The 25,428-nt window shown below is 37.3% G+C and carries 29 protein-coding genes and 1 riboswitch; of the genes, 27 read left to right on the plus strand and 2 right to left on the minus strand.

All coding sequences use genetic code 11. The features are described 5' to 3' along the window. Nucleotides 1-98: 98 nt before the first annotated feature. The 9 genes from spoIIAA (at nucleotide 99) to ACN6MT_RS13735 (ending at nucleotide 7,403) form a co-directional block, all read left to right on the plus strand. Entirely contained in the window at nucleotides 99-449 is a 351-nt protein-coding gene (spoIIAA, locus tag ACN6MT_RS13695; protein WP_034677303.1) for an anti-sigma F factor antagonist, read from the plus strand. A 1-nt stretch (nucleotide 450) separates the two neighbouring features. Beyond that, on the plus strand, nucleotides 451-891 hold the full coding sequence (gene spoIIAB / locus ACN6MT_RS13700) for an anti-sigma F factor (RefSeq protein WP_034677305.1): 441 nt from the start codon (nucleotides 451-453) through the stop codon (nucleotides 889-891). Between the two features lie 12 nt (nucleotides 892-903). Next, nucleotides 904-1,662: an RNA polymerase sporulation sigma factor SigF gene (gene sigF / locus ACN6MT_RS13705; RefSeq protein WP_034677308.1), complete on the plus strand. Its 759-nt coding sequence runs from the start codon at nucleotides 904-906 to the stop codon at nucleotides 1,660-1,662. Nucleotides 1,663-1,888: 226 nt separating this feature from the next. Next, a complete protein-coding gene (locus ACN6MT_RS13710; protein WP_034677310.1) occupies nucleotides 1,889-2,509 on the plus strand; it encodes a stage V sporulation protein AA in 621 nt (206 codons plus the stop codon). Next, a complete protein-coding gene (locus ACN6MT_RS13715; RefSeq protein ID WP_034677314.1) occupies nucleotides 2,499-2,921 on the plus strand; it encodes a stage V sporulation protein AB in 423 nt (140 codons plus the stop codon). Before ACN6MT_RS13710 ends, ACN6MT_RS13715 begins: the two co-directional genes overlap by 11 nt. An 87-nt stretch (nucleotides 2,922-3,008) precedes the next feature. Beyond that, entirely contained in the window at nucleotides 3,009-3,608 is a 600-nt protein-coding gene (locus ACN6MT_RS13720; protein WP_419956230.1) for a stage V sporulation protein AE, read from the plus strand. Beyond that, nucleotides 3,571-5,055: a spore germination protein gene (locus ACN6MT_RS13725; protein WP_419956231.1), complete on the plus strand. Its 1,485-nt coding sequence runs from the start codon at nucleotides 3,571-3,573 to the stop codon at nucleotides 5,053-5,055. Before ACN6MT_RS13720 ends, ACN6MT_RS13725 begins: the two co-directional genes overlap by 38 nt. Before the next feature lie 314 nt (nucleotides 5,056-5,369). Beyond that, complete coding sequence (gene lysA, locus ACN6MT_RS13730; protein ID WP_034677318.1) at nucleotides 5,370-6,674, plus strand: diaminopimelate decarboxylase; 1,305 nt, start codon at nucleotides 5,370-5,372, stop codon at nucleotides 6,672-6,674. A 378-nt stretch (nucleotides 6,675-7,052) separates the two neighbouring features. Next, on the plus strand, nucleotides 7,053-7,403 hold the full coding sequence (locus ACN6MT_RS13735) for a GNAT family N-acetyltransferase (RefSeq protein ID WP_034677320.1): 351 nt from the start codon (nucleotides 7,053-7,055) through the stop codon (nucleotides 7,401-7,403). Between the two features lie 26 nt (nucleotides 7,404-7,429). Here ACN6MT_RS13735 and ACN6MT_RS13740 read toward each other — a convergent pair whose 3' ends face one another. Continuing rightward, nucleotides 7,430-7,951, minus strand: coding sequence for a DUF309 domain-containing protein (locus ACN6MT_RS13740; protein WP_419956232.1), 522 nt, complete (start codon nucleotides 7,949-7,951; stop codon nucleotides 7,430-7,432). Between the two features lie 120 nt (nucleotides 7,952-8,071). Further along, nucleotides 8,072-8,161, minus strand: a complete 90-nt coding sequence (locus ACN6MT_RS13745) for a YjcZ family sporulation protein (RefSeq protein WP_063251248.1) — start codon at nucleotides 8,159-8,161, stop codon at nucleotides 8,072-8,074. Nucleotides 8,162-8,358: 197 nt separating this feature from the next. On the opposite strand from ACN6MT_RS13745, the gene ACN6MT_RS13750 reads away from it, so the two are divergent. The 18 genes from ACN6MT_RS13750 to ACN6MT_RS13835 all read left to right on the plus strand — a co-directional run bounded on the left by ACN6MT_RS13750 (nucleotide 8,359) and on the right by ACN6MT_RS13835 (nucleotide 25,361). After that, the gene (locus ACN6MT_RS13750; protein ID WP_419956233.1) at nucleotides 8,359-9,132 is read left to right on the plus strand and encodes a segregation/condensation protein A; all 774 of its coding nucleotides are present in this window, start codon (nucleotides 8,359-8,361) and stop codon (nucleotides 9,130-9,132) included. After that, nucleotides 9,119-9,706, plus strand: a complete 588-nt coding sequence (gene scpB / locus ACN6MT_RS13755) for an SMC-Scp complex subunit ScpB (protein WP_034677272.1) — start codon at nucleotides 9,119-9,121, stop codon at nucleotides 9,704-9,706. The genes ACN6MT_RS13750 and scpB overlap by 14 nt, the downstream gene beginning before the upstream one ends. A gap of 98 nt (nucleotides 9,707-9,804) precedes the next feature. After that, nucleotides 9,805-10,224 carry a hypothetical protein gene (locus ACN6MT_RS13760; RefSeq protein ID WP_419956234.1) on the plus strand — a complete coding sequence of 140 codons (420 nt, stop codon included), beginning with the start codon at nucleotides 9,805-9,807 and terminating at the stop codon, nucleotides 10,222-10,224. Between the two features lie 34 nt (nucleotides 10,225-10,258). After that, nucleotides 10,259-10,747 (plus strand): YpuI family protein, encoded by a 489-nt coding sequence (locus ACN6MT_RS13765; RefSeq protein ID WP_419956235.1) that lies wholly within the window; start codon nucleotides 10,259-10,261, stop codon nucleotides 10,745-10,747. A 104-nt stretch (nucleotides 10,748-10,851) separates the two neighbouring features. Further along, nucleotides 10,852-11,742: a superoxide dismutase gene (locus ACN6MT_RS13770; protein WP_419956236.1), complete on the plus strand. Its 891-nt coding sequence runs from the start codon at nucleotides 10,852-10,854 to the stop codon at nucleotides 11,740-11,742. Between the two features lie 147 nt (nucleotides 11,743-11,889). Then, a complete protein-coding gene (locus ACN6MT_RS13775) occupies nucleotides 11,890-13,035 on the plus strand; it encodes a D-alanyl-D-alanine carboxypeptidase family protein (protein ID WP_419956237.1) in 1,146 nt (381 codons plus the stop codon). Next, nucleotides 13,028-13,615 carry a nucleoside recognition domain-containing protein gene (locus ACN6MT_RS13780; RefSeq protein WP_419956238.1) on the plus strand — a complete coding sequence of 196 codons (588 nt, stop codon included), beginning with the start codon at nucleotides 13,028-13,030 and terminating at the stop codon, nucleotides 13,613-13,615. The genes ACN6MT_RS13775 and ACN6MT_RS13780 overlap by 8 nt, the downstream gene beginning before the upstream one ends. Before the next feature lie 5 nt (nucleotides 13,616-13,620). Beyond that, nucleotides 13,621-14,157, plus strand: a complete 537-nt coding sequence (locus tag ACN6MT_RS13785; protein WP_034677283.1) for a spore maturation protein — start codon at nucleotides 13,621-13,623, stop codon at nucleotides 14,155-14,157. 217 nt (nucleotides 14,158-14,374) lie between these two features. Beyond that, entirely contained in the window at nucleotides 14,375-15,112 is a 738-nt protein-coding gene (gene rluB, locus ACN6MT_RS13790) for a 23S rRNA pseudouridine(2605) synthase RluB (RefSeq protein ID WP_419956239.1), read from the plus strand. A gap of 103 nt (nucleotides 15,113-15,215) precedes the next feature. Beyond that, nucleotides 15,216-15,740, plus strand: a complete 525-nt coding sequence (resA, locus tag ACN6MT_RS13795; RefSeq protein ID WP_034677287.1) for a thiol-disulfide oxidoreductase ResA — start codon at nucleotides 15,216-15,218, stop codon at nucleotides 15,738-15,740. A gap of 23 nt (nucleotides 15,741-15,763) precedes the next feature. Beyond that, nucleotides 15,764-17,395: a cytochrome c biogenesis protein ResB gene (gene resB, locus ACN6MT_RS13800; protein ID WP_419956240.1), complete on the plus strand. Its 1,632-nt coding sequence runs from the start codon at nucleotides 15,764-15,766 to the stop codon at nucleotides 17,393-17,395. Further along, a complete protein-coding gene (ccsB, locus tag ACN6MT_RS13805) occupies nucleotides 17,396-18,580 on the plus strand; it encodes a c-type cytochrome biogenesis protein CcsB (RefSeq protein WP_419956241.1) in 1,185 nt (394 codons plus the stop codon). It begins immediately after the preceding gene. Nucleotides 18,581-18,752: 172 nt separating this feature from the next. Then, nucleotides 18,753-19,469 carry a response regulator transcription factor gene (locus ACN6MT_RS13810; protein WP_034677293.1) on the plus strand — a complete coding sequence of 239 codons (717 nt, stop codon included), beginning with the start codon at nucleotides 18,753-18,755 and terminating at the stop codon, nucleotides 19,467-19,469. Continuing rightward, complete coding sequence (locus ACN6MT_RS13815; protein WP_419956242.1) at nucleotides 19,466-21,244, plus strand: ATP-binding protein; 1,779 nt, start codon at nucleotides 19,466-19,468, stop codon at nucleotides 21,242-21,244. Before ACN6MT_RS13810 ends, ACN6MT_RS13815 begins: the two co-directional genes overlap by 4 nt. Nucleotides 21,245-21,430: 186 nt before the next feature. After that, the gene (gene sigX / locus ACN6MT_RS13820; protein ID WP_419956243.1) at nucleotides 21,431-21,982 is read left to right on the plus strand and encodes an RNA polymerase sigma factor SigX; all 552 of its coding nucleotides are present in this window, start codon (nucleotides 21,431-21,433) and stop codon (nucleotides 21,980-21,982) included. Beyond that, the gene (locus tag ACN6MT_RS13825; RefSeq protein ID WP_419956244.1) at nucleotides 21,957-23,138 is read left to right on the plus strand and encodes a negative regulator of sigma-X activity; all 1,182 of its coding nucleotides are present in this window, start codon (nucleotides 21,957-21,959) and stop codon (nucleotides 23,136-23,138) included. Before sigX ends, ACN6MT_RS13825 begins: the two co-directional genes overlap by 26 nt. Before the next feature lie 540 nt (nucleotides 23,139-23,678). After that, nucleotides 23,679-24,398, plus strand: coding sequence for a peptidoglycan DD-metalloendopeptidase family protein (locus ACN6MT_RS13830; RefSeq protein ID WP_063251245.1), 720 nt, complete (start codon nucleotides 23,679-23,681; stop codon nucleotides 24,396-24,398). 96 nt (nucleotides 24,399-24,494) lie between these two features. Then, a riboswitch (FMN riboswitch) is annotated at nucleotides 24,495-24,625 on the plus strand. Between the two features lie 178 nt (nucleotides 24,626-24,803). Beyond that, the gene (locus ACN6MT_RS13835) at nucleotides 24,804-25,361 is read left to right on the plus strand and encodes an ECF transporter S component (RefSeq protein WP_419956438.1); all 558 of its coding nucleotides are present in this window, start codon (nucleotides 24,804-24,806) and stop codon (nucleotides 25,359-25,361) included. Nucleotides 25,362-25,428: the final 67 nt, after the last annotated feature.

Below are 25,428 nucleotides of genomic sequence, written 5' to 3' on the forward strand. Positions count from 1 at the left end.
TTTTTAGCAAATATCAACTAGTTTTGTCTTGAGAGAAGGAGATTGTCCTTACGGTAACGAATTGACTCACTATACCAGATGAAGGAGGCTAGGATATAGTGAGTCTTAACATTGAAATGGAAATTAAACATGATGTTTTATTGCTGCGTTTAAGTGGTGAACTAGATCATCATACTGCCGACGATTTACGGGAACAGGCAGCTCATGCAATAGAAAAGAATGAAATTCGTCATATAATTTTAAATCTTGAACAGCTTTCTTTTATGGATAGCTCGGGATTAGGAGTCATTTTAGGGCGGTACAAGCAAATAAAGCAGGTGCATGGTGAAATGGTCGTTTGTGCAATTTCCCCAGCAATACAACGTTTATTCGATATGTCGGGGATGTTTAAGATTATCAAGCTAGAACCGACAGAAGAATTTGCATTGCAAAGATTGGGGGTGGCCTGAGATGAAGAATCAGATGAATCTTCAATTCAGTGCTTTAAGTCAAAATGAATCATTTGCTCGTGTCACGGTTGCAGCTTTTATCGCACAGCTTGACCCTACTATGGATGAACTTACTGAAATTAAAACTGTTGTATCTGAAGCAGTAACCAACTCCATTATACATGGTTATGAAAATGACCCGGATGGAATTGTTTATATCCAAGTAACAATTGAGGATAATTTAGTGGATATTTCAATTAAAGATGTTGGATTAGGAATTGTAGATGTGGAAGAAGCTCGACAGCCATTATTTACAACGAAGCCAGATTTAGAAAGGTCTGGTATGGGATTCACTATCATGGAAAATTTCATGGATGAGGTTGAGGTTCTCACACAACCAGGTAAAGGAACCGAAGTAAGACTAAAAAAGCATTTACACACAAGCAAAATGCTATGCAATTAAGGAGACTTGCCAATGGATGTGGAGGTCAAAAAAGATAAAGCGCAAACGTATTTAAAGGACCATGAAGTGAAGGAATTGATTAAAAAAAGCCAAGACGGAGACCAAGCAGCAAGAGACCTAATTGCTGAAAAAAATATGCGTCTTGTTTGGTCCGTTGTCCAGCGGTTTCTAAATAGGGGATATGATCCGGATGATCTTTTCCAAATTGGATGTATCGGATTACTGAAATCAGTGGATAAGTTTGATCTTTCCTATGATGTGAAATTTTCTACCTATGCAGTTCCAATGATTATTGGTGAAATCCAAAGGTTTATACGTGATGATGGAACGGTAAAGGTAAGCCGTTCATTAAAGGAAATGGGAAATCGAATTCGAAAGGCGAAAGATGAATTATCGAAGACATATGGAAGAATTCCAACTGTTAACGAAATTTCAGAGCACCTGCAGCTGTCGCCGGAGGATGTTATACTCGCTCAGGAAGCAAGTCGGACGCCATCATCCATTCATGAAACAGTATATGAAAATGATGGAGACCCAATTACTTTATTAGATCAGATCGATGACGGAAACGAAGGCAAATGGTTCGATAAAATCGCCTTAAAAGAAGCAATACGGGAGTTGGATGAACGTGAGCGTCTCATTGTTTACTTACGATATTATAAGGATCAGACTCAATCGGAAGTAGCAGTGAGGCTGGGAATATCTCAAGTTCAAGTTTCCCGGCTTGAAAAAAAGATTTTACAACAAATGAAAGACCGTATGGATCTCTGATGATCCTACGGTCTTTTTGCTGTGTACAGCTAAAAATGGGCCGATAAACATGGATTTTCAAATTACGGTAACAATTGGCCTGGGATAGTACCGATAAATCTGGTCTCCTCAAATTATCGTAACAATAAGCCGGCGATTTTGGGTATTTCTGTTCTTTTTTTAGTAAAGAAAGATTTTTTGCTCATACTAGTTATACAAGTAAATTAATGTGTGGGGAGTGAATGTTTTGGAAAAAACAATCTACATCCGCATGCGGAATCGTGTTCTGGCTAAACCGGAGGAAATTATCTATTTAGACGACATAGCACAGATCATTGCACCAGAAACCATAATCACTATGTTAAAAAAATTAAAAGTCCATCAAATATCTATTCATGACAGAAATATTGTCATTATCGATGTTATGAAAGTTATTAAATTGATTTCCACATTAATCGAGAATGCCGATGTCCAAACCATTGGACCAGCTCAAACGATTGTAGAAGTCATATTAAAGAAAAAGCAAATGTCGTTACCTTTCTTCATCCTTATTTGGTTTTTATTATTTTTTGGTTCTGCGATGGCAATTATGAACTTTCATGACGATGTCAGTATGCGGAGTGTTCAAGAAAAGCTATACAAAATCATTACTGGAGTGGAAGACTCCAAGCCATGGATATTTCAAATCCCCTATTCAGTTGGGTTAGGCCTAGGGATGATTTTATTTTTTAATCATGTGTTTCAAAAAAGAATCAACGAAGAACCAAGTCCCCTGGAAGTAGAGATGTTTAACTATCAAATGGACCTAGATAACTATGTCATCATTCATGAAAATAAGGAAAGTATGAAGCGAACCAATGACGATTAAAGTACTTGCTGTCATGTTTATCGGTCTTGCAGGAGGATTAGCAGTTGGTTCTGGATTTGTTGCTTTTTTAACAGTTCTTGGTATTATCCCGAGACTTACGCAATTAACAAAGACAATGAAAATGATTCGGCATTACGAATGGGCAGTTGTTTTGGGGGCATTAACAGGGATAGCTGGGAGTCTAAGAGATCCTGTCTTAGGGATAAGTCCATATTTTATGGTGCCTCTTGGATTAACTGGAGGAGTTTTTGTTGGGATGTTAGCCGCAGGGTTAACAGAGGCATTAAATGTATTCCCTGTCCTAGCAAAGAGGCTGGGGATTGATGGGAAAATTATTATTCTAATCATGGCAATCGTTTTAGGGAAAATTGCAGGGTCAATTTTTCAATGGGTCTATTTTGTTCATCATTAACGTCAGCCTCTAGGCGCCATCGGCTCGAGGTCAAAAGCCGATAAGCAGGCGACTTTCGCATTTCGATTAAGAAAGGACATCCAAGGAATGAGTATTCGAAGGCGGGTAATATTAATTACTGATGGTGACGAGTATGCAAAGAGGGCAGTAGAAATTGTTGCTCGTGAAGTGGGAGGGCGTTGTATTACGCAGTCTCATGGGAATCCTTCTGCTCTAACAGGGGAGGAGATCGTGAAACTAATTAAAAAGGCTGTTAATGATCCAGTATTAGTTATGTTTGATGATAGTGGACTTGTTGGTGAAGGTGCAGGCGAACGGGCATTAAAGTATGTAGCCACCCATAAGGATATTGAAGTTTTAGGAATTATTGCTGTTGCTTCAAAAACCCATCAAGCAGAGTGGACAAGAATAGATGTAAGTATTGACCGGGATGGTGAGTTAACGCCATATGGCGTAGATAAACACGGTATCCCAGAGCTAGAGATTGGAAGATTAAATGGTGATACGGTTTACTGCCTTGATGAATTAGATGTTCCCATAATCGTCGGAATCGGAGATGTGGGAAAAATGTCGCGGCGTGACCATTATGAACGAGGGGCACCTATTACGAAAAAAGCGGTAGAGTTAATACTCGAAAGGAGTGGATTTCGTGACGAGAGAGAAAGAACACGCATGGCCGATACCTGAATCGCTACAAGAAATTGAACATTATATGAAACAGCGGGTCGGTTTAGGGGTTAGTTTTGACTTTGGAGTTCGCAAGTTAAAAATTCTCAAAAAAGATGTGCACTTCTACTGGATTACTGGATTATGTGATACTCAATTTATTATAGAAACAGTTGAAGAACTTGTTAGAATAAACGACCATGAAAAGTTATCAACGGACCTCTTTAAAATAGTTGAAAACAGGCTCGTGAATCAGTCTGTTCAGCCGGTAAAAACACTTGATGAAATGGTTACCCAGGTATTGTCTGGTCTAATCGTTGTTGTTGTCGAAGGTGCAAATACTGCACTGGCTGTTGACGTCAGAAGTTATCCTGGCCGTAGCCCCCAAGAGCCAGATACAGAAAAAGTCGTTAGAGGTTCTCGGGATGGTTTTGTAGAAAATATTGTATTGAATACGGCTTTAACAAGAAGAAGAATTCGGGATGAACGATTGCGGTTTGAAATACTGAAGGTCGGTGAGCGTTCAAAAACAGATATAGCGATCGGCTACATAAATGACATTGCAGACCCGGATTTAGTCAATATCATTAGAAAAGAGCTAAAGGCGATTAGTGTTGATGGCATTCCGATGGCAGATAAAACAGTTGAAGAGTTTCTCTTAAAACAAGGATTTAATCCTTATCCATTAGTCAGGTATACAGAACGTGCTGATGTAGCGGCAGCACATCTTTTAGAGGGGCATGTGGTTATATATGTTGATACCTCACCAAGTGTAATTATTGCACCAACCACTTATTTTCATCATGTACAGCATGCAGAGGAGTTCCGTGAATCTCCTGTTATGGGTACATTTGTACGCTGGTCTCGATTTCTAGGTATTTTAACATCGATATTTTTGCTTCCATTATGGATGTTATTTGTGTTAGAACCATCCTTGCTGCCAGAAAGGCTCTCATTTATTGGACCAAATGAGCATACCAATATTCCAATTGTACTACAGATTTTATTAGCAGATTTCGGGCTGGAGTTTTTAAAAATCGCAGCAATACATACTCCTACGCCTCTTTCAACAGCAATGGGGTTAATTGCTGCCGTGTTAATTGGCCAGATTGCTATCGATGTTGGATTATTTGTTCCAGAAGTAATCCTATATGTTGCTGTTGCTGGTATTGGTTCCTTTACGACACCAAGCTATGAGCTAAGTGTTGCAAATAAAATAGCCAGAATGATTCTAGTAATTCTTGTGGCAATCTTCCATACACCGGGCTTTGTAATCGGCGCTACTCTGTTGTTTATTCATTTAGTCACAACACGTGCCCTTAATACTCCATATTTTTGGCCATTTCTCCCTTTTGAGCCTAAGGGATTTTTACAAATTATTTTCCGCCGTGCAGTTCCCGGGTCGTTATTTCGGCCTAGTATCGTACATCCGAGGAATCGATACCGTCAACCGCCGGGTGAACAATAACTTATTGCGGAATGCAAAAGGTTATGCTAAAGTATTTTTAATTGTATAAAGTTTGTTTTCTTAAAGAGTGTTGTTAAAATCTTAAAGCCGATTTTAACGTGGAAATAGCTATTTTGCACTAAGAATTTAGTTTGCAGGCTCTTTTCTTATTTAATTTTATCCCAAAATGCAACAAAGTTTAAGAAAAGAGCCCATATAAAAGGATAAGAAGCTAAAATAGGCAGTATCCTTTCTGGATCCTGTCTATTTATTATAACTTTTTTAAAGTACGCACCATACACTAATAAAGAGTCTTTACGGAGAGAGGGAAGGAAATGTATTTTTACGGGACAACAGGCGTAAACGGCAAGGGGAATTTGGAAATAGGCGGAGTAGATGCAGTAGAGTTGACCGAGCAATTTGGAACACCTCTCTATGTTTATGACGTATCATTAATGAGGGAACGAGCTAGAGGATTTAAGAAGACATTTGAAGAGCAAAACGTGAAAGCACAGGTCGCTTATGCAAGTAAGGCATTTTCGACGATTGCCATGCTTCAACTGGCGGAAGAAGAAGGTCTATCGCTTGATGTTGTATCTGGTGGAGAGTTATATACGGCAATCGCTGCAGGGTTTCCATCTGAGAGAATTCATTTTCATGGAAACAATAAGAGTAGAGAAGAATTAGAAATGGCGTTAGATCACAAAATTGGCTGTATCGTGGTTGATAATTTTTATGAATTAGATCTATTGAAAACCATCTGTCTTGAAAAAAGTGAAACCATCAGCATTCTGCTTCGGGTAACACCTGGCATTGAAGCGCATACACATGATTACATCTTAACAGGGCAGGAAGATTCTAAGTTTGGATTTGATTTGCAAAATGGACAAGCCGAAGAGGCATTAATGAACGCACTTCGGGTTAAGCAATTTGATGTTTTAGGTCTGCATTGTCACATTGGCTCACAAATTTTTGAAACAACTGGTTTCTTGCTCGCAGCTGATAAAATTGTTGGCAAAATGAATCAATGGAAAAATACGTTAAATTTTGAAGCTAAGGTTTTAAATCTTGGCGGCGGTTTTGGAATACGCTATACAAGTGAAGATGAGCCATTGTTACCTTCACAATATGTTAGTGAAATTATTAAAGAAGTGAAGAGATTGATACAGCAATACTCCATGGAAATGCCAGAGATTTGGATAGAGCCTGGACGCTCACTTGTTGGTGACGCAGGTACGACTCTATATCAAATAGGTTCTTCGAAAGAAGTTCCAGGAGTTAGAAAATATTTAGCTGTTGATGGTGGAATGAGTGACAATATTAGACCTGCTCTCTATCAGGCTAAGTATGAAGCTGTTTTGGCAAATAGACCTTTAGCCGAAGCGACTGCAAAGGTTTCTATAGCAGGTAAATGCTGTGAATCAGGTGATATGCTGATTTGGGATTTACCACTCCCAGAGACAGAGGAAGATGACCTTTTGGCTGTATTTTGCACAGGGGCATATGGATATGCGATGGCAAACAATTATAATCGAATACCACGCCCTGCAGTCGTATTTGTAGAGAACGGCAAAGCAACTCTTGTCGTTAAAAGAGAAACGTATCAAGATCTGCTTCGGTTAGATCTTCCCTTAAAATAAATTAGCTGCCGCAATGCGGCAGTTTATTTATTTTGTTTCTTAAATGGATTATTTTTTAAATATAGTGTAGAATGACAACATGTACGCTATCTTCAAATTACATTTGGAGGATTTCTCATGAAGAAAAGTAATTGGACGGTTTTTAGTCTCCTTGTTGGACTTGCCCTGCTATGGGGGATTATTTATTGGGTTTTTATTGTACCAAAATAATAATGCTAATTGGGATTGATAGATAAACAATTATTATGTATGATTGACAATAATGAAACACTTTACGAATTTGACTACATATTATAGAGAAAACTGTTTATATAAGATGGTTAGAAAAAATATACTATCCCCTAATCTGGGTTTATTTAATATAATGAGGGAGCTATTATGTTAATTCGTTATAAGAAAACATTTGAAAAAATAGCCATGGGCTTATTGTCCTTTATGCCAACTGAAAAGGACTTGAAGAAACTCCAGTTAACCATTAAGGAGTATGAAACAGAAGAAAACTTGCAGCTTTTTCTATGGAAGGAAGAAGATATTATCGGACTTATTGGGGTTCAAATGAATGAACATGATTCTTCCATAATGATTCAACACATTTCTGTCAATCCCTCACACCGCTATCAAGGGGTGGGGAAACGAATGGTTAAAGCCTTGAAGGATTTGTATCCAGAAAAGAATATAACAGCTAATAATAATACTGCACCGTTTGTTGAAAAATGTGATTTTTGCTAACCCTATAATAGAAAGGCAACGAAAAATTATTCGTTGCCTTTTTTATTCATCAGCGCTTTCATTCGTTCTTTTATAACGTCAGTACGGTCTCGTAACATATGTCTATGAATAATAGATTCATCATCAAAATTACTTTCTTGTCCCCAGTTAAACCCTTTGTTTTCACATTCCTTTATGCAGGCTTCTAAAAGTAGGGGATCAGAAATCGGCAATGTAATGGTTTGGTAGCTTTCTTCATTTGCAGCTTGCGCTAACAGTTTTGTAAGCAAAGGGAAAATTAGATCACAATCCAATCCAAGAAGGTTTAACTCCCGATCATGGCCAGAAAAGATTTTTATCGCTTTTTCCAATGTACGTTTAGCGCCATTAAAGTTTCTTCGTCGATGATGGTACCTTGAAACCGCTAAAAGGATAAAGCCTACCCAAGTAGAATCTTTACTTTTGTCGTTAGATTCTTTCCAATACTCTTCTAGTATCTCATGGCATTCAAAATAATCTCTGTCTCCATTAAAATGGGCTAAAAATTCAATATACTGCGCTGGGTACAAAAAATCACCCCTAATTGATTAGATATGTACAGTGTAGCACATAATCAATGTTTCTTCAGTATTCCCCTATGGGAAAAACCCGCCTATGATAGGCGGGCTCGCTTGGATTTAATCTCTAACTTAGAACCAAGAAGCACCAACGATAATTAACAGAATAAATAGTACCACGATTAATGCAAAACCGCCTCCGAAACCGCATCCATCAGACATGTGTCAAAACCTCCTATATGTTTTGTTATTCTTTTCACTCTCATCATATGTACAGTCCTTGTCCAGTGTTATGGGCAAACATCAATTTTTCAATAAATAGCGAAGCCAATTCATTTTCCTATTGGATAACCTATTTGATTCCTCTATACTAGTAATAGTCATAAATATGAAATATACTTCAAGGATTCTGGTGAAAGATGATACACTATAATGTAAAAATTGATGCGTTTGAAGGTCCATTGGATTTATTGCTCCATTTAATAAATCGGCTTGAAATTGATATATACGATATTCCTGTTGCCCAAATTACTGAGCAATACTTAATCTATATAAAAACAATGTCAGAACTTAAATTGGATATAGCCAGCGAGTTTCTCGTAATGGCCGCAACCTTATTAGCCATCAAAAGTAAAATGTTATTACCCAAGCATGAAGAGGAATTGGATGATTTAGATTCCGACATTAGTTACGAAGAAGACCCTCGGGACGAGTTAGTTGAAAGGTTAATTGAGTATCGGAAATATAAAGATGCTGCTCTTGATTTAAAGTCGCTCGAGGAAGAACGAGGACTCATGTATACGAAACCCCCGAGTGACCTTTCAGATTTTGAAAAAGACAAACAGCAGGATAAGACTGAATTAAATGTTACTCTATACGACATGCTGGCCGCTTTTCAAAAGCTATTACGCAGGAAAAAGCTGCAACGTCCAATGGCTACAAAAATTGCCAGACAAGAAATATCCATAGAGGCAAGAATGACAGAAATTATGAATGAATTAAAGCATATAAAAGGACGAAAAAACTTTTTCGATTTATTTCCCGTTGCTGCAAAAGAACATATCGTTGTGACATTTTTGGCAGTATTGGAGCTTATCAAGAGAAAAGCAATAGACGTAGAACAACATGAAAACTTTGGAGATATTTTTGTTCATGCAGTTAAGGAAGGAGTAGAAGGGCTTGGAAATAGTTAATTGGCACAGTATCTTAGAGAGTCTTTTATTCGCTGCGGGTGACGAGGGGCTTACGTTAAAGCATGTGGCCGAGGTCCTCGAGGTAGAAGAACTCAAGGCAGGAGAAATAATAGAAGAATTAAGACAAATATATGAAATAGATAAGAATCGCGGCATTATGATTGTCCAGCTCGCTGGCACCTATCAGCTTGCAACAAAAAAAGAAAATGCAGCGTATCTTAAAAGACTAGTTGACTCCCCTAATACTTCTGCTTTGTCTCAGGCAGCCTTGGAAACATTGGCTATCATCGCTTATAAACAGCCAATCACACGTGCAGAAATAGAGGAGATTCGTGGTGTAAAAACAGAAAGGCCGCTCCATACCTTAATGACGAAAGCACTTATAAAGGAAGTTGGAAGGGCGGAAGGTACAGGAAGAGCATACCTATACGGGACCACAAAAGAATTTCTTGATTATTTTGGATTAAAAAACATCGCTGAATTGCCCAAACTCCCTGATAGAGTCGAAGAAGAATTTGTACAGGAAGAAGCTGACCTCTTTTTTGAAAAGTTCCAGGAAAGCATGAACCCTTAAAAGTAAAACAATTTCATTAGTTGTGATAAAATAAAAATATGATTTCAAAGAATTTCCGAAAATTCTACTTATTCGCGGCTAAAAGGGGATTGATTTAATTGTTAATTAAAGAATGCACCGGATACGAATTGGAAAAGGAAAAATCAAACACTTCTGAAGACTTCTTTAATAGAAGTGAAGTAACTTTCATCGATGGTTCTGAGGAAAGAACACTGCACGTATTGTATGTTAGATACTTTGATGAGTTTCTTCAAGAACTCACTCCTTTTCAGGAAAACCCAATTTTGTCACAAGACAATCTTGAAGTGAACTTTAAGGATATTGTGGCATTAGTATGTTTAATCAAGAACCCGGGTTTACGTAATCGAAAACGGTTATACATTAACTCCAAACAGGAATTTGCTTCATATTTTCAAGATATTGATTTTGATAAATTACCAGAAATAGTACTTGCTGTTAAGCAAAACCATAAATTTGAACTCCGTTCTCCACTGGACTACATTAAGCAATCGAGATAAGAGGAGATTTTAAGAATGCAGAAGGGGTGTTTGGATGGGAAATTCACTAGTTAAGACACAGCTAAAAGATGTTAGAGGATTTTTAACTTCGACAATCGGAACACTAGAAAATTATTTGAATGAAACAACGCTATCTCAAATGGAACAAGAATTATCAGGAGATTCAAGTTATTATAGATTAATTCTTTCCAATTTGAGAAAATTGCTTGTTTTTTGTGAAGAAGGTCTAGATGCTTGTTCAGTAATCTTGCAAAGTGAACCTTTTCAAAAGCCCACTGCTGAGAAAACTCTTTATCGTATTTTTCATCAGTGTATTGAAGAATTTTTCTCTCCCAAAAACGATGCTTGGTTTGAGGATAGTCGCTCTGCCTATACAGGACGAAATTCGATAAAATTTTATAAATCTGTACCTGAAAGTATACAAAAGTTAGTTAAAGGTCTTGAAGGTGAATTTCAAAGGGTTAGAGAAGAACTGGAATACTATGAAACAGATTATCGTACGAAAATGATTCAATCTAAATAAATGATTAAAAAACTGTCCTTTTATAAGGCCAGTTTTTTTGTTCATATTCCATAATATTTTTCATACCTTTTAGGGTTAGATTTGAAATGAAAGGGAGGGATATTATGAATCGATTTAGTCAATATGTCCAAGAGTTATTTGAATGGAACGAGCAAATGAAGGAATTTCTAGAAACAGAAGATGTCAAGGATAATTTAGAGTTATGGGAACAGCTTGAACATTTTACTGATTTAATCGAGAATACTACCGGAACATTATCTGATCATGACATGCTAAGTCTTCAATCGAAAGCTGAAGAAATTCATGAACACTTGGAAAGTTATTTTGCTCGTAAACAAGGAGTGGGGAATATCTGGGGTGAAAAAAAGAGCGTGCCGCCTGGCGGTCATACACTCCCAGAACTCCCATATGCCTATAATGCCCTAGAACCCTATATCTCAGAAGAAATTATGAGACTGCATCATGATAAGCACCATCGCTCCTATGTAGAGGGTTTAAACAAAGCAGAGGTAAATTTGAAGAAGGCTAGAGACAACAATGATTTCTCCCTTATAAAACATTGGTCAAGGGAATTAGCCTTTCATGGTTCAGGGCATTATTTGCATACAATTTTTTGGAGAAATATGATCCCAAAAGGAGGAGGAAGCCCTCAAGGACTCCTAAAAAAAGAAATAGAAAATTATTTCGGCAGCTTTGACAAATTTAAAAAACAATTCTCAGAAGCAGCGAAACAGGTTGAAGGCGTTGGGTGGGCGATCCTTGTTTGGTCCCCGAGAGCGAGACACCTTGAAATATTACAATCCGAAAGACATATGTTGTTGACACAGTGGGACACCATACCTCTCTTAGTTTTAGATGTTTGGGAACACGCGTATTATCTTCAGTATAAGAATAATAGAGCTGGTTACGTGGAAAATTGGTGGAATCTTGTTAACTGGAACGATGTCGAAATGAGGTTTGATAAAGCCTCTGAAATTAAGTGGCCAGCATACTAAATGAGAAGGCAATCGGCTAGGAGTCGATTGCCTTCTCATTTTTTAGGACAAATAGTCATATCAAGCCTTGTCCTGCATAAAATTTTAGAAAGCAAGGGCAGTAAGTATGGCTGCTAGAAATGTTAACGAAGGGGACGAGGTAAACTTATGAGAATGATTTGGAAGCTAGTCATTTTTGCCCTCATGGTCTCACTATTCATTGCAAACATTCCTCAAAAGGTGGATGCTTCCGTTTCCGTAAGTGCACGTGGTGCAGTTCTAATGGAGCAAGAATCTGGGCGTGTCCTATTTGAGAAAGATGCCCACACAAAAAGAAGGATTGCTAGTATTACGAAAATAATGACAGCAATTCTTGCGATCGAATCGGGTAAAATGGATGAGATAGTGAAAGTAAGTGAACAAGCTACCCGTGCTGAGGGATCGTCAGTGTACTTAAAGCCGGGTGAAAAGATTAAACTTAAGCATTTAGTTTATGGACTTATGCTAAGGTCAGGAAATGACACAGCTGTTGCTATAGCTGAACATGTTGGTGGAAGTATGGATGGGTTCGTATATTTAATGAACCAAAAAGCAAGAGAAATCGGAATGTTAAATACACATTTTTCGAATCCACATGGCTTAGACGACCATGAAGACCACTATTCAACCGCCTATGATATGGCTTTATTAACCCGGTATGCTATGGAAAATAAAACATACCAAAAAATCGCTGGAACAAAGACTTATAAAGCACCAAATCCTACTGAAAATTGGGATCGTCAGTGGAAAAATAAAAACCGTTTACTCACAAAATACAAATATACGACTGGCGGTAAAACTGGGTATACAAAACGGGCAAAAAGAACCCTTGTTACAACAGCAGCCAAAGGAGACATGAGTTTAATTGCTGTTACATTGAATGCTTCTGATGATTGGAATGATCATATTGCCATGTATGAAAATGCTTTTAAAACTTATGATATGGCGGAAGTGTTGTCAAAAGGGAAAATAGAAATAAAAACAAATAAGATTTATCAAAAACATCTATATATTAAAAATACTATTGTTTATCCTGCCACAAATGAGGAAATGGACTTGTTCTCCATAAAATATAAATTAAATAAGCCGGGAGAAGATTGGGAGGACTCGGACCATAATGGTGAGGCTGTTGGTAAAGCGCAGGTGTTCCTGGATGGAAAAGTGGTTAGAGAAACACCTATTTATTATCAAGGAAATCCTGAGAAGAAAAAAGGACTATTTGATTCGTTAAAAAGTATATTTCTATCAGTTATTGGCGTGAAACTAAATGGTTAATTATATTTGGGTTTTTATGACAATTGTTGGTTTCGCTTTTGCGATGATTAACGGAACAATGGAGGAAGTAAATAAAGCAATATTTGATGGAGCAAAGGAGGCAGTGACTCTTTGTATTGGTTTAATCAGCATTCTTGTTTTTTGGCTGGGGATGATGCGGATTGCTCAAGAGTCAGGGTTGCTTGAATTATTAACTAAATTATTTCGCCCGCTTGTAAAAAGATTATTTCCTGATGTGCCAACGAACCACCCCGCAATGGGATATATATTATCTAATATGATTGCTAATATGTTCGGCCTGGGTAATGCAGCTACACCGCTTGGAATTAAAGCAATGGAGGAATTAAAGCAATTGAATGGCGGCAAGAATTCAGCCAGTCGTTCAATGGTTACGTTCTTGGCTATAAATACGGCGAGTATTACCATCATTCCTACAACAGTCATTGCGATTCGAATGAACTATAATTCTGCATCCCCAACTGAAATAGTTGTACCAACGTTAATTGCAACCATCATTTCCATGCTCGGAGCTGTTTTGATAGATCGTTATTTTTATAATCGACGGAGTCGTAAAGGATGAATGGAATGGAATTTCTTTCGGTCATTTCCCTAGGTTTTATCCCAGTTTTAATAGGAATTATCCTTCTATATGGTACGGTTAAACGAGTTCCGACCTATGAGAGTTTTGTTGAAGGTGGAAAAGAAGGAATCAAAATTGCTTTTTCCATCATTCCATTTCTTGTAGGTATGCTGGTGGCGATTACGGTCTTCCGTGCTTCAGGTGCGCTAGAAGCATTAATGAACTGGATTAGACCAATGATGGAAGCAATAGGTGTTCCAGCAGAAATTGTCCCCTTAATCTTAATAAGACCGATATCTGGAACAGCTGCACTAGGTATGACTAGTGATTTAATTGCTGTATATGGTCCAGATTCTTTTATTGGAAGGCTGGCATCTGTATTGCAAGGCAGTACAGATACGACCTTTTATGTGTTAACGGTTTATTTTGGTGCCGTAGGGATCAAAAAAATGGGAGACGCATTAAAGGTTGGACTACTTGCGGATGTGGTGGGCATAATAGCAGCTATTCTTGTTGTGATAGTTGTATTTGGTGCAAAGTAAAAAGCTTAATTTGTTCATTATATAAATAAGCAGGTTCCTAGTAAATGACATTTATAGGAACCTGCTTATTTATTTTTTTTATAAAATAGCCGTTACTTTGAAAAAAGGCGATTTTGTGTCATAATTCATTAGGAAAGAATAACTAATTGTTTTCCTAACAAACTGTGGCACTGCACATAGTATTCAAAATAAAGGTAAACAGCTGAGGTGGATCATAATGGAAAGATTGCAAAAGGTAATGGCACGAGCTGGAATAGCTTCACGAAGAAAATCTGAAGAGCTAATAAAAGAAGGTAAGGTAAAAGTTAATGGGAAAATAGTTACAGAAGTAGGTGTAAAAGTTACACCTTCTGACAGGATTGAAGTGAATGGAATCCAAATTGAGAAGGAAGAACCCGTTTATTTTCTTTTGTATAAACCACGCGGTGTCATATCGAGTGTAAGTGATGATAAAGGAAGAAAGGTGGTAACAGATTTCTTTCCATATATACAAGAAAGAATCTTCCCGGTGGGACGGCTTGATTATGATACTTCCGGATTATTACTGCTAACAAATGATGGGGAGTTTGCAAATTTACTTATGCACCCTCGGAATGAGATAGAAAAAACATATGTAGCTAAAACGAAAGGAATTCCATCAAAGGAGAATCTTAGAAAACTGGAGAGAGGAATTCGTCTTGAGGATGGAAAAACTGCGCCTGCTAAAGTCAAAATGCTTTCTGTAGACAAGCAAAAACAAACTGCAATCGTCGAAATTATCATACATGAAGGGCGAAATCGTCAGGTTAGGAGAATGTTTGAAGCAATTGGACATGAAGTTTTGAAACTTAAACGGGAACGATATGGTTTCTTAACATTGCATGGTTTATCTGCTGGGGACGCTAGAGAACTAACACACCATGAAGTGAAACTATTAAGAGGACTATCATTGGAGTCTACTAAAAAAAATTCATAAAGCTGTCACAATTGTGTTTGTATGTATTTACTATTGCTATAGGGGAAAGTGATATAATTTAGACAATTGTGTTTAGAAATAGGAACTTTCAGGGGGGAGAAAAATGAAAAAACGGCGATTAGTTATGAGGACAACAATCCTCATTGTTCTTGCTGCGGCCGTTGCCTACACGCTGTATGCCAACCTTACAAAGGATAATAGAATGAAAGTGGAAGTTGGTAAACAAGCTCCTGATTTTGCATTGGTTGATATGGAAGGTGAAAAACATAAACTTTCCGATTATAAAGGGCAGGGAGTATTTTTGAATTTTTGGGGAACTTGGTGTAAGCCGTGTGAAGCGGAGATGCCTTATATTAATAACCAATACAATCATTATAAAGACAAAGGTGTTCAAGTACTGGCAGTTAATGTCAGTGAATCTGAATTAGCCGTAAATCAATTTGCAGAGCGAAAGGGGTTAGACTTTCCGATTGTGATTGATACCGACGGTCAAGTTCAAGCTGCATATGGAATTAACCCTCTTCCAGCAACATTTTTAATCGACAAGGATGGTAAAGTGGTTAAATATCATACAGGGACATTAACTGAGTCAACTGTAAGGGAGTTTATGGAGAAAATTAAACCTTAAGGGTTTGTAGGGAGTTTTTTGCAATGAAAGATATTAAATGTGAATGCGGACATGTTAATCCACATGGAACCGTATTGTGTGAGGCATGTGGTAAAGTTTTTGATGAGCAGTCAAAAGATAAATCGTTGCTGGATATGCGGTATGAAGGCAGTGCTCGCCGTTCACAAACATATAATAAATCTATTGTTGATAAAATATGGAACTTTTTTTCTTCGGTAAAGGTAGGTGTGTGGCTCATTGTCATCACCTTAGTTGCTTCTGCAGCTGGGACGATTCTTCCACAAGAAATGTACATACCCCCTACAATGCCGGCAGAAGAATACTATGAAGATCAGTATGGTTGGTTTGGGAAATTTTACTATGAGTTAGGCTTTAATAATTTGTATAGCTCATGGTGGTATCTAGTATTAATCGCAATGATAGGTATTTCTCTGGTCATTTGTAGTCTAGACAGGGTGGTGCCCTTGTATAAGGCACTAAAAGCCCAAAGAGTAACTAGGCACGAGGGATTTTTAAAACGCCAGCGTCTGTTTGGAACAAGCGAGAACGTTATCGAACAGGACATCGCTGGTGTTAGAGAACGATTGAAGGCAAAACGCTATCATATACGAGAAGAAAACGGGGACTTACTTGCTGAAAAGGGTCGTTTTTCTCGTTGGGGTCCGTATGTGAACCATGTTGGATTAATTGTCTTTTTAATCGGAGGCATGCTGCGATTTGTTCCAGGAATGTACATTGATAAAGTCTTGTGGCTTCGTGAAGGTGAAACCAAGGTTGTACCCGAAACAGACGGACAATACTATGTAGCAAACGAGAAGTTTATTCTTGAAAATTATGATAAGGAAAGAGACAAAACCTTTGAAGCGGCAATCGATCGCGCTGGCATGGTAGTTAAGAATTATCAGACAAATGCAGTGCTATATAAAAGAGTTGGACCTGCAATTCCTGGGGAAAAGCCAGAATTAAAAAAGGTTAAGGAACACGCAGTCAGAGTTAATCAGCCATTGAAGTTTGAAAAGTTTGCTCTATATCAAGTTGACTATAAACTTGATGAACTTAATACAATGTATTTCTCATTAACAAACAAATCTAGTGGTAAAACCTTTGGAGACATAAAAATAAACCTTTATGATCCAAAGCCAAAATATGACCTAGGAAATGGATATCAGGTTGAAGTTTTGAGCTTCTTTCCAGATTTTGAATTTGCAGAAAGTGGAGAGCCTACTACAAAATCAAGAATACCTAATAATCCTGCCTTTGTTTTTAAAATGACTTCACCAGAAGCACCAAATGGGGAAACTAGTTTTGTTGCGATTCAGCAAACCATTGAGCCATTAGGGGATAATCAATACAAAATGGCTTTCAAAGGAATTGAAACCAAAAATGTTACGGCCCTAACCGTTCGAAAAGATTTAACAATTTGGATTATTATGTTAGGCGGTATTCTATTTATGATTGGTGTTATCCAAGGCGCATATTGGAACCATCGCAGAATTTGGGTACAACATAAAAATGGTGAAATCTGGATTGCAGCCCATACGAATAAAAATTGGTATGGTCTAAAAAGAGAAATTGAAAGTGTACTTGCTAACACGAGTATTAATATACCTATTGACCAGATTGAAAGTCAAAAAGTGGATAAGGAGGGAGTCTAGTTGGTAACAATAAGTAGTAATTTACTTTATATTTCGTTTGTTCTTTATTTAGTTGCGACCCTCTTCTTTGGTGGGGCCATCAAGGCTAAAAAAGATATTGGAGAAAAGAAAGGTACAAACCGCTGGGGGAAAATTGCCGTTTTTTTAACAATAGTCGGCTTTATTTCTCAGGTGGGATATTTTATTACAAGATGGATTGCCGCTGGACATGCACCGGTAAGTAATCTATTTGAATTTACAACCTTTTTCGGAATGTGTCTCGTTGGTGCATTTATAGTCATTTATTTTATTTATCGGACACCGCTACTTGGGTTGTTTACAATGCCTGTTGCAATACTTGTTATTGCCTATGCAAGCATGTTTCCTAGAGATATTTCTCCATTAATACCTGCGCTGCAAAGTGACTGGCTTCATATCCATGTTACAACTGCAGCCTTAGGTGAAGCGATTTTAGCGATTAGCTTTGCTGCTGGATTGATTTATCTAGTAAAGGTAATTGATCAATCAAAAGCGAGCAAGAGAACATTTTGGCTCGAAGCGGTGATGTTTGGTTTAGTAACCACCCTTGGGTTTGTTCTTGTCTCCACATTATTCTCTGCTATGGATTACAAAGCTGAATTTAATTCGATTGATAAGAATAACCAAGTGACCACAATTGAATATGCAATGCCAGCGATTACTGGACCTCATGAAGGGGAACTCCTAACAAAAGATAAATTTGAACCGCTCGTAGAAATGCCTGCAATAATAAATGGAAAGAAAATGAATTCTGTTATTTGGTCATTTATCGGAGGTTTTATACTCTATGGGTTATTAAGATTAATACTAAGAAAACGAATTTCAGCTGCTCTTCAACCTTTAGTTAAAAACATTAATCTGGATTTTGTTGATGAAATAAGTTATCGTTCAGTATTAATTGGTTTCCCGGTATTTACCTTAGGGGCATTGATTTTTGCAATGATATGGGCACAAATTGCCTGGACAAGATTCTGGGGCTGGGATCCGAAAGAGGTATGGGCGTTAGTTACGTGGTTATTCTACGCAGCCTTTTTACACCTCCGTCTTTCAAAGGGCTGGCATGGGGAAAAATCAGCATGGCTTGCCGTGATTGGTTTTGTTATTATCATGTTTAACTTAGTGGCAGTAAACCTTGTGATCGCTGGCCTCCATTCATATGCTGGATAATAAGAAATGAACTTTATAGCCTTTACTTGTCTCAAGTAAAGGCTATTTTTCAAATAATAGTTTGTAATTAGTTGGTTTGTCAAAAAATCGACACTTTTTGCAGAGACAATTTCGTTTAGTTGTAGATTATAATAGTCACATTTTGTAAAATAACTGCATGGGGGGATTATTAATGGATAAAGACGTGAAAATTTTAGTAGTAGATGACGAGGAAAGAATTCGTCGTTTATTAAAAATGTATTTAGAGCGTGAGGAATATTCAATTGATGAAGCAGAGGATGGGAATGAGGCATTAGCCAAAGCGATCGCAAATGATTATGATGTAATCCTTTTAGACTTAATGATGCCTGGTAAAGATGGATTAGAGGTTTGCCGTGAATTAAGGGAAAAGAAGGCTACACCTGTAATCATGTTAACTGCCAAAGGTGAAGAGGTTAATCGCGTACAAGGCTTTGAAGTGGGTACAGATGACTATATTGTAAAACCATTCAGCCCGAGGGAAGTAGTTTTGCGAGTAAAGGCTTTATTAAGAAGGTCATCTCAAACAAGTTATCTCCAAACAGATACAACAACAAAGGATGTTATTGTGTTCCCACACTTAACAATTGATAATGACGCACATAGAGTTTTGGCTGATGGTAAGGAAGTAAGTTTAACGCCTAAAGAATATGAGTTACTCTATTTCCTAGCTAAAGCACCTGATAAAGTTTTTGACCGGGAGCAATTACTAAAAGAAGTATGGCATTATGAATTTTTTGGTGATTTACGTACGGTTGATACACACGTTAAGCGTCTCCGTGAAAAGTTAAATAAAGTTTCTGAGCAGGCAGCAAGAATGATTGTAACAGTTTGGGGAGTAGGCTACAAATTTGAGGTAGTTAATGAATGACCTTTTTACGCAGTGTAGTTGGTAAGCTCTGGTTTACCATAATATTTTTGGTTACCTTTATCCTTTTTATTCTAACAGTCATGCTACTTGAGTTTTTTGAGAATAACACCATTATGGGAACCAAAAATGATTTAACTCATCAGGCTGAGAAAATAGCTAATGTTCTGGAAAATCATCCTGATGAGCAATTTCCTTTAGGTTTAGAAATCTCTTGGGAAATTATTGATGAAGTTACAAATGTAGTCATCATTAAAAATGACCAGGAAGTTTATTTCTCTCCTAACTCGGAAAAATCAGTAAAGTTGTCGGTTCCAGACATCCAAAATGATATCGAATTGTCCAAAGTGTTTGAAGAAAACAGGACAGTTGAAAAAGTATCGAAGCTTTCCATTAATGAATCGGACCAAGACGCTGCAAAATATTCAATCATTGGTGTTCCGTTGCACATTGATGGACAAAATGGTGCTGTTTTTATTTATCAATCATTGGAAGTAGTCGAGGAAACCACTCATTCAACAACTAATTTTATATTGCTTGTTGCGGGTGTTGCGATTATCCTGACAACTATTTTTGCTTTCTTTTTGTCTACCAGGATTACTGCGCCATTAAGGAAAATGAGAGAAGCAGCATTCGAAGTAGCAAGAGGAAAATTTGACACGAAAGTACCAATCCTCACCCATGATGAAATAGGGGAACTTGCTACAGCTTTTAACCAAATGGGGCGGCAGTTAAAGTTCAATATGAATGCTCTTAGTCAGGAAAAAGAACAGCTTGCTAGTATTCTGAGTAGTATGGCAGATGGTGTAATAACCTTTAATCGTGATGGGACAATCTTAATAACCAACCCTCCTGCAGACCGCTTTTTACAATATTGGTACTATGAAAAAGGTGGACCTCACACCACTTCTGAAGAAATACCAACAGAAGCTATGGAACTTTTTCAAAGAGCTGTTGATACGGAGAAGGAGCAAATAGGGGAAATTTCTCTTCAGGGCCGCCATTGGGTCATTTTGGTAAGTCCGCTTTATAGTAACCGATTTATTCGTGGAGCAGTAGCTGTACTAAGAGATATGACAGAGGAACGGGTATTAGAAAAAATGAGAAAGGACTTTATTGCAAATGTTTCTCATGAACTTCGAACGCCGATTTCCATGTTACAGGGCTATAGTGAAGCCATTGTCGATGATATTGCAGAATCTCAGGAAGAAAAAAAGGAAATGGCTAAAGTCATCTATGATGAATCTCTAAGGATGGGGAGACTTGTTAATGAGCTGCTTGATCTCGCTAGAATGGAAGCAGGGCATATCCAATTAACACTTGATGAGGTTAACCTCTATTCGTTTATGAATAGAATTGTCCATAAATTTCAAGGTCTGGCTAGGGAAAATGATATCTACTTAAGTGCTGACCTAGAAAATGATTTACCTAATGTTTTATTTGACCCTGATCGTATTGAACAAGTACTAACCAATTTAATTGATAATGCGATCCGTCATACTCCACAAGGAGGATCAGTCAGGTTACTTGTCAAAGCTGATGATTTGGGAATAAAAGTGGAAGTGTCGGACTCAGGTTCAGGTATACCGGAAGAAGATTTGCCTTTCGTCTTTGAACGTTTTTATAAAGCGGATAAAGCCCGAACGAGAGGAAGAGCTGGTACAGGACTAGGATTAGCTATTGCGAAAAATATAATTGACGCCCATCGAGGGCATATTTCGGTACAAAGTAAAATTGGACAAGGAACGACATTTAGCTTTTTACTTCCACGAAAATAAGAAAAAAATGGCGATTTCTATTGATTCACGGGAAACATATTCTAAAATCTAAAACTCATCTACTACGGGTGAGTTTTTTTGTTTCCTTAGAATGCCTTCACTTTTTGGCTTAAAAAGTCTATATTTAAAATGTGAAACTTTTTGTACATAAGTATCGACTAATTCTATGAACGGGGAGGGGAATGGATGGACTCCGTTTTCGATGAACTATATCAAAAATATCATCATGACGTTTTTCAATTTTTGTTTTATATGGTTAGAAATAAAGAACAGGCAGAGGATTTAGTACAAGAAGTATATATCAGGGTGTTTAAATCGTATCATCGGTTTGAAGGAAAGAGCAGCGAAAAAACATGGCTATTTTCTATCGCGCGAAATGTTGCAATTGATTCTTTTCGGAAGCAAAAGGGATGGAAGGGCAGGCTGCTAGAAAAGTTTGATTGGTCTTCCAGCCAAGTAAAAGATGACTATCCAATCCCAGAAGAAATTATGATTCATAAGGAAGAAATTAAACGGATCTATCAATGTTTGGAACATTGTACAGTGGATCAGCGTTCTGTTGTCATATTGCGCTTTTTAAATGATTTATCAATAACTGAAACGGCCGAAGCTCTTGGATGGACCGAGGGTAAAGTGAAAACAACACAGCACCGTGCAATAAAAGTATTAAAGAAGCATATGGAAATGTTTAATGAAAAGGAGGGATTAGATAGTGAAGAAGTCAGAGTGGAGCGATAAGCAGCTCGAAGAATTACTAAGGCAAATGCCCAAAATCCATGACCATCGCAATCCTCGTGACATATACCAAAATCTTTCCATAAAAAAGCGAAAACGGTCTGCATGGATTATACCGGGTATTGCAACTGCAGCCGCATTACTTCTTTTTTTCTTATTGGTTCCAACAATGTTCGATAGAACTGAATATTCTCTTGATCGTGCTGTTCAGGAGAAAGTTTCCAAGGAGGAACAAAAAAGTCTATCTCAAGAAGATTCATCGACTCTGAAAGAGGATTCAACGAAAAACGAGACAGGAATATCAGGCGCGGAACAAAAAATGCTCATGACTTCGAGTGATAAAACAGCATTGTATGATGATGAATTAGGAAATGGGACAGTTCTTACCTACTGGATTCCTGATTCTCAAGCACAAATTTTAGTGCCTGTATCTACAGTTGTTCAACTAGATCAAAATAAAAACTGGCTCACTGCTTTCATCGAAACAATGGGATTATTAAAGGAAGAGGAATGGGGATTATCCGACTATTATCCACTAAATGCGACTTTAACATTAGATACTACAAATAACACCGTAATGGTTGATGTGCCTAATGATCATAAATATGGAGAAGGTTCTGCGTCTGAAACGAATTTTATTGATTCTTTAAAGAAAAATATCTCTTCAAATAGTCAAGTTAATAAAATTATGCTTACTACGAATGGTCAACCAGGAATAGAATTTGGTAATTTTGGCGAAATCAAAGAAATACAAGTTGAATCAGAAGGTAAACATGCCTATTTCTTTTATACACCAGATGGAACGGAAACCACCTACCTTGTCCCTACCACTGATAGTTATCAAAATATTAATGCTGCTTTCGAAGCAATGAAGACAGATCCAATAGAAATGGGTTTAACAGCCTCATTAGTACCATCCTTTTCTTTTAAGGATATTGAAATCAAGGAAAATAAATTAATTATTACAATCGATGAAAATGCAGTAATGGAAAATAATATAGAAAATGTTTACTCCTTAGAAGCTATTTTATTGACAGCAAAAGGTTTTGGAATAGATACTGTAAGGCTTCTAAACGCTCCTATCAATAGTTTAGGACCGTTTGATTTAACAAAGGATATAAAGGTTCCATTAGCGCCCAATTATCGTCCAATTCAATAAAATTAGACAAAAAAAGATTAACCAGCACAAGGTTAATCTTTTTTTATCTAGTTTCACAAGAGTAATCTCCTGGATCGAAGCCTCGCACTACGAGGAGGCACCTTTCACTTTTCGATACTTTTATGAATAGGGCTCTTTTAAAATTGAATGTTGATTTAACTGTGTTTGGAAAGTAAGCGGAGAATTTCCGTTTAAATTGGTAATTACCCATATTTCCTTAAAAATAAGCGGAGTTTTTCCACTTATTGTATCGAAATCCATGGAATTTGTCTTATTTTAAGCAGTTAACCGGAATATCTCCGCTTATTTCTGCTTTTTAAGCTCATCTTTATACAATAGCCGGAAATTCTCCGCTTATGAATTCTCGGCCCTACACGAAATCAACAATAAATAATAAAAGAGCAATGAATAAAAAACCATTTCTCTCCAAATTATAACAAGTATGTTCAACCGCTCTCATCAAATTGTATGTTCTAAACATGAAGAGATAAACATATGGTTTGTGGAGGAGAGGACAAGATTAAGGAGGAAAATAATTAAATGCGAGACTACATAAGGCGGCTTTTAATCGCCGCAATTATGGCGCTTTGTGTCAGTTTATTATTTTTAGGCGGTAAGCAGACCGAAGCGAGTATGCAGGATTCAAAAGAAATAAAAGCTGGATGGATATGGCCCACGGATGGTGTCATATCTGATACATATGGGACTAGGCATGGTACACATAAAGGAATAGATATAGCTGGAGGTCTTAACTCTCCTATAGTTGCTGTAGAGGATGGTGTAGTAGGTAAATCCTATTATTCCAAAACATATGGAAATGTTATCTTTATTAAACATCCCAATAATTTTGTTACGGTATATGCACACTTAAATAATCGACTTGTAAATGAGGGGCAGGTGATTAAGCAGGGTGATAGAATTGGAACCATGGGAAGAACGGGTGAATCTACAGGTGTTCATCTCCATTTTGAAAGTCATCAAATCGAATGGACCTATGATAAGAAAAATGCTATAGATCCTGAAAGGATGCTTGGCAATGCTGAGGTGGGTGTGGCAGTAACAGGAGGTATGGCGAGTACTTCAGATAGCTTAGCAGCTAGTACCAATGTAAATAGTGATAAATCCCATTATATTGTACAAACTGGAGACACACTGACTTCCATTGCAAAGAAAAGTCATCTTTCAGTTGAAAAGCTAAAGGAAGTAAATCAACTAAAATCAGATCTTATCATGCCTGAACAAATTTTAGTTCTCCATTGATAATTTACAGTGCACTAACCAATACATATGCGGTTAGTGCTTTTTTCTTTTCAAGACTAATTTTTATTTGTATAATAAAATGGAAACTAAATATCGATCTATCTTCGGGGCAGGGTGAAATTCCCGATCGGCGGTATTAGAGTAAAACTCTTGAGCCCGCGAGCCGTATGGCAGGATTTGGTGTGATTCCAAAGCCGACAGTATAGTCTGGATGGGAGAAGATGGAGGTTCTGCGACGTTTAAAAAATGCTGGTATTTTGAACGTTTATTAAGAGTGCCTTTGTAAAATCCCTCAAGATATTTTTCTTGGGGTTTTTTAATTTTAACTCGGACACCTTATCGCTGATGAACCTCTCTTCCTAACTTGATGGATCAAAAAGGAGAGAGGAAAAATTGAAAAAAAAAATGAGTGTCAAAGCAATTGTATCAATTGGAATGCTGAGCAGTATCGCATATCTTTTAATGCTAATTAACTTCCCGCTTCCGCCATTCCCAAATTTCTTATTTATTGATTTCAGCGATATTCCAGCATTAATCGCCGCTTTAATTTTTGGACCTGTTGCAGGAATATTAGTTGAGTTTTTCAAAAATGCACTTAATTATGTAGCTACAGGAAGTGCAACAGGAATTCCCGTTGGGCATATTGCTAATTTTCTAGCTGGTATTTTGTTTGTACTGCCTACGTACTATGTTTATAACAAAATGAAAACCAGAAAAGGAATGACTCTTGCACTCATCGTCGGAACTCTTATTATGGCGGTCATGATGAGTATTTTAAATTACTTGTTTATCTTACCTGCTTATACTTCGCTGCTAAAGTTCCCTGACATGCGTAATTTAGTAGTGCCCGCTATTTTACCTTTTAATATCATTAAAGGCATTGTAATGTCTTCAATATTTATGCTGTTATTCATTAGAATGCAGTCATGGATTAATAAATTAACCATTGTAAAAAGTGCTTAAAGCTAAGAAACCAGGTGTGAGCTTGGTTTCTTTTTATTTCAGGTACACAGATACATAAATAACCCCC

The sequence above is a fragment of the Neobacillus niacini genome, from assembly GCF_048572935.1.
Classification (GTDB): Bacteria; Bacillota; Bacilli; order Bacillales; family Cytobacillaceae; genus Neobacillus; species Neobacillus niacini.

Bases quoted from the DNA above. Each gene is read 5' to 3' on its own strand.
- ACN6MT_RS13735 (WP_034677320.1), top strand. From the start codon at position 7,053: ATGTTAATTCGTTATAAGAAAACATTTGAAAAAATAGCCATGGGCTTA.
- lysA (WP_034677318.1), top strand. From the start codon at position 5,370: ATGTATTTTTACGGGACAACAGGCGTAAACGGCAAGGGGAATTTGGAA.
- ACN6MT_RS13775 (WP_419956237.1), top strand. From the start codon at position 11,890: ATGAGAATGATTTGGAAGCTAGTCATTTTTGCCCTCATGGTCTCACTA.
- ACN6MT_RS13815 (WP_419956242.1), top strand. From the start codon at position 19,466: ATGACCTTTTTACGCAGTGTAGTTGGTAAGCTCTGGTTTACCATAATA.
- rluB (WP_419956239.1), top strand. From the start codon at position 14,375: ATGGAAAGATTGCAAAAGGTAATGGCACGAGCTGGAATAGCTTCACGA.
- ACN6MT_RS13835 (WP_419956438.1), top strand. From the start codon at position 24,804: ATGAGTGTCAAAGCAATTGTATCAATTGGAATGCTGAGCAGTATCGCA.
- ACN6MT_RS13785 (WP_034677283.1), top strand. From the start codon at position 13,621: ATGGAATTTCTTTCGGTCATTTCCCTAGGTTTTATCCCAGTTTTAATA.
- sigF (WP_034677308.1), top strand. From the start codon at position 904: ATGGATGTGGAGGTCAAAAAAGATAAAGCGCAAACGTATTTAAAGGAC.
- ACN6MT_RS13830 (WP_063251245.1), top strand. From the start codon at position 23,679: ATGCGAGACTACATAAGGCGGCTTTTAATCGCCGCAATTATGGCGCTT.
- ACN6MT_RS13720 (WP_419956230.1), top strand. From the start codon at position 3,009: ATGAGTATTCGAAGGCGGGTAATATTAATTACTGATGGTGACGAGTAT.
- resA (WP_034677287.1), top strand. From the start codon at position 15,216: ATGAAAAAACGGCGATTAGTTATGAGGACAACAATCCTCATTGTTCTT.
- ACN6MT_RS13780 (WP_419956238.1), top strand. From the start codon at position 13,028: ATGGTTAATTATATTTGGGTTTTTATGACAATTGTTGGTTTCGCTTTT.
- ACN6MT_RS13750 (WP_419956233.1), top strand. From the start codon at position 8,359: ATGATACACTATAATGTAAAAATTGATGCGTTTGAAGGTCCATTGGAT.
- ACN6MT_RS13810 (WP_034677293.1), top strand. From the start codon at position 18,753: ATGGATAAAGACGTGAAAATTTTAGTAGTAGATGACGAGGAAAGAATT.
- sigX (WP_419956243.1), top strand. From the start codon at position 21,431: ATGGACTCCGTTTTCGATGAACTATATCAAAAATATCATCATGACGTT.
- ACN6MT_RS13770 (WP_419956236.1), top strand. From the start codon at position 10,852: ATGAATCGATTTAGTCAATATGTCCAAGAGTTATTTGAATGGAACGAG.
- resB (WP_419956240.1), top strand. From the start codon at position 15,764: ATGAAAGATATTAAATGTGAATGCGGACATGTTAATCCACATGGAACC.
- ACN6MT_RS13745 (WP_063251248.1), bottom strand. From the start codon at position 8,161: ATGTCTGATGGATGCGGTTTCGGAGGCGGTTTTGCATTAATCGTGGTA.
- spoIIAB (WP_034677305.1), top strand. From the start codon at position 451: ATGAAGAATCAGATGAATCTTCAATTCAGTGCTTTAAGTCAAAATGAA.
- ACN6MT_RS13715 (WP_034677314.1), top strand. From the start codon at position 2,499: ATGACGATTAAAGTACTTGCTGTCATGTTTATCGGTCTTGCAGGAGGA.
- ACN6MT_RS13765 (WP_419956235.1), top strand. From the start codon at position 10,259: ATGGGAAATTCACTAGTTAAGACACAGCTAAAAGATGTTAGAGGATTT.